The sequence below is a fragment of the Pseudomonas sp. 05N433 genome, assembly GCF_056396925.1.
Window position 1 is genome coordinate 1 of the sequence record NZ_JBFTML010000117.1, and the last position, 2563, is coordinate 2563.

At 50.4% G+C, this 2563-nt stretch carries 2 protein-coding genes; both read left to right on the plus strand.

Annotated features, from left to right (window positions below; all coding sequences use genetic code 11):
- Positions 1-1760 (plus strand): DUF637 domain-containing protein (locus AC1DIS_RS29875; RefSeq protein WP_477781290.1); only part of this gene is annotated, 1760 nt, incomplete at its 5' end.
- Entirely contained in the window at positions 1760-2272 is a 513-nt protein-coding gene (locus AC1DIS_RS29880; RefSeq protein ID WP_138867818.1) for a hypothetical protein, read from the plus strand. The genes AC1DIS_RS29875 and AC1DIS_RS29880, both read left to right, overlap by 1 nt.
- Positions 2273-2563: the final 291 nt, after the last annotated feature.

A 2563-nucleotide genomic window follows, 5' to 3' on the forward strand; every position in this document is an offset into this window, starting at 1 on the left:
GGCTACGGGCTACGGGTGCTGCGACGAATGCGACGACCAGTTTTATTAACAATGGTGGGAATCTTGGGGCGGCATTCAAGGATGTGACGTCCTCGGATGCGCTTAAAGGCTATGTGATATCGGGTGTGACGGCCGGTTTAACGGCTGGTGTCTTTGACGGCATTTTGAAAACAACGACTAACCCGGTAACAGGGAAAGTAGTCACTGACCTCAGCAGCCTGGAGGGGATTGGTCGGTTTGCCGGTAATCAGATATTACAAGGCGAAACATCAGCGCTACTGAGTAAGGCTCTTGGGCAAGGTGGGAGTGCTAGTGACGCGCTGAAAACGGCGCTATTCAACACTTTGGCGGCAGCTAGCTTCAATGCGGTGGGTGACTACACGAAAGGAGTCTTTGACGACGGCTCTGCGCAAAAAATCGCTATACACGCAATGGTGGGCGGGTTGCTGGCTGAAGTGACCGGCGGGGACTTCAAGACTGGAGCCCTGGCGGCGGGGGCGAATGAAGCGCTAGTCGGTGTGCTGGATAATCTGGTCAAAGGTAATGACAACCTGCTAACGATGAGTTCTCAGATCGTTGGAGTCTTGGCCGCCACGGCACAGAAAGACGTTGATGCGAGCAAGCTGGAGAAGGCTGCGTGGATTGCAAAGAATGCTTCGCAATACAACAGACAGTTGCATAGGGAAGATCACGAACTCGCCGAACAATTGGCTGCGCGCAGTGGTGGAAAGTACACCGTTGAACAGATCGAAGAACAGCTGAGGCTCTCTGGTGTTAGTGGTACTGACATTCAACCAGGCTCCGACATGGTTGCCACCAAGGATGGCATCTACGACCCTTCGGCAAAATGGGTGGACCTGGGTAACGGCCAATACGTTCAGCAGTTAGCAAAGCTCGACCTGGATCTCGTAGCCTATATCCGAGCGTCGACCAGCAACTATACTTGGGCGGCTTTCCCCGTTGCTCCTGATCATGACTGGAGCAAAACACCGAATGTCAGTGACGAGATTCGTGATCGTCTCTCGGGCCGGGTGCTTGATGCTCAAGGTGGTTTCCGCTCGCCTGTTCTGATCGATGGAGAGGCGTTCAACCCACACTTCCTGCCTTGTGGTGACGCTTCGTGTGTTGCAAACGGTGCCGGCATTGACCTGAAGGATCCAGAAACTCAGCGCTGGATCAGTGCGGGGAACGCGAAGGCGGCAAAAGATGCCCTGGCAGTCGGGTCGCTCGTGCCTTTGCCAATGGCGTGGGTTGGTAAGGTTCTGGGATCTGTTTTTGGAAAAGGGGTTGCGAGCGAGGCGATAGGTGGGGGAAGCTCGGCTGTAGCGAAAGGCTTGGGAGAAGTAGGGGGTGCAAAAGACGTTGTAAATGCCGTGGAGGGTGTTCCTGGTCGTGTACAGTCTCGTATAAACGTTGCTAACGGTCGTGCAGAAACCACGCCTCTGCGGGACAATGGCAATCCAGTATCTGCGGGGTTCGACCATGTTCTTGATGGCCATTTCGGTAGAGAAATCTCCAACTCGCGTTCAGTATTTACGATTGCTCCAAATGAACTGAAAGGGATTTTGCAGAGCAGTGATGTCGTGAAGTCTCCGGTTTTGGCACTGCCAGATGGTCAGTTTGTAAGAACAGTTGATGTGGGACGAGTGATTGGCACTACTACGCTGAAGGATGGAGGAGCCCCCACTTCTGTGATAAAAGTGTTTACCGACAAAGCCGGTAACCTGATCACAACCTTTCCGGTTAAGGCGGGCAATTGATGCGATCTCTCTCTCCGAAAGTCTGGCACGAGCTGCAATCAGCTGTTACGCGCATGAGTGATAAGTCCTCACTGAGGAATATTCTTGACGTAATCCTTTTGTGGTTGCGGCGCAATTATGAATGCTTTTCTGTTGAGCCGTTCTCGATCTATAATTTTTATGAACTTTCCCATATAGATGAGAAGTTGATGCCTGTAGAGTTTTCTACTTTTAAACTTAGCGAATTAGCTCACCTTAAAAAAGTAATTTTACGCTACAAGTCCAAAGACGTAGAAGCTATCGCGCGCTTTTTGCGCGATACAATAGAAGAGTTGGTTACTATTGAGATTGATGAACAATGTCCTAGGTGTGAGTCTCATGGTATGCGCATTTTTGTAGGAAAACAGAACGGATTATTGGCTTTTCAGTGTAATGTCTGTGGTCACGCCCATTACTCAGACGGATCTAAAGTCGAGGTAGGTGGATTGGACTTTGTACGCGAGGTTAGGTTGCGAGAGCTTGGCCTGATTTAATGGTGCAAAAGGTACTTCTGCGGCTACGGGCAATGCTGACTTTTACGTCACGCCACAAGGAACTGCTGGAAAAACGAAAAACGGGGACAGACCACGTTTATCCTGAGAATGGCAGAGAATGGGGGCAGACTACGTTTTTCTGTGTCGCACTTTAGCGATCTGAAATAGTGTGAAATAGATAGGGAGATTGTTTTTCATAGAATTGACTAAGCTATTGGCATCATTAATTGTGAACGGATTCACCATATGCCACGCAGAGCACGTCTCTTGATGCCAGGTGTCCCCTTGCAT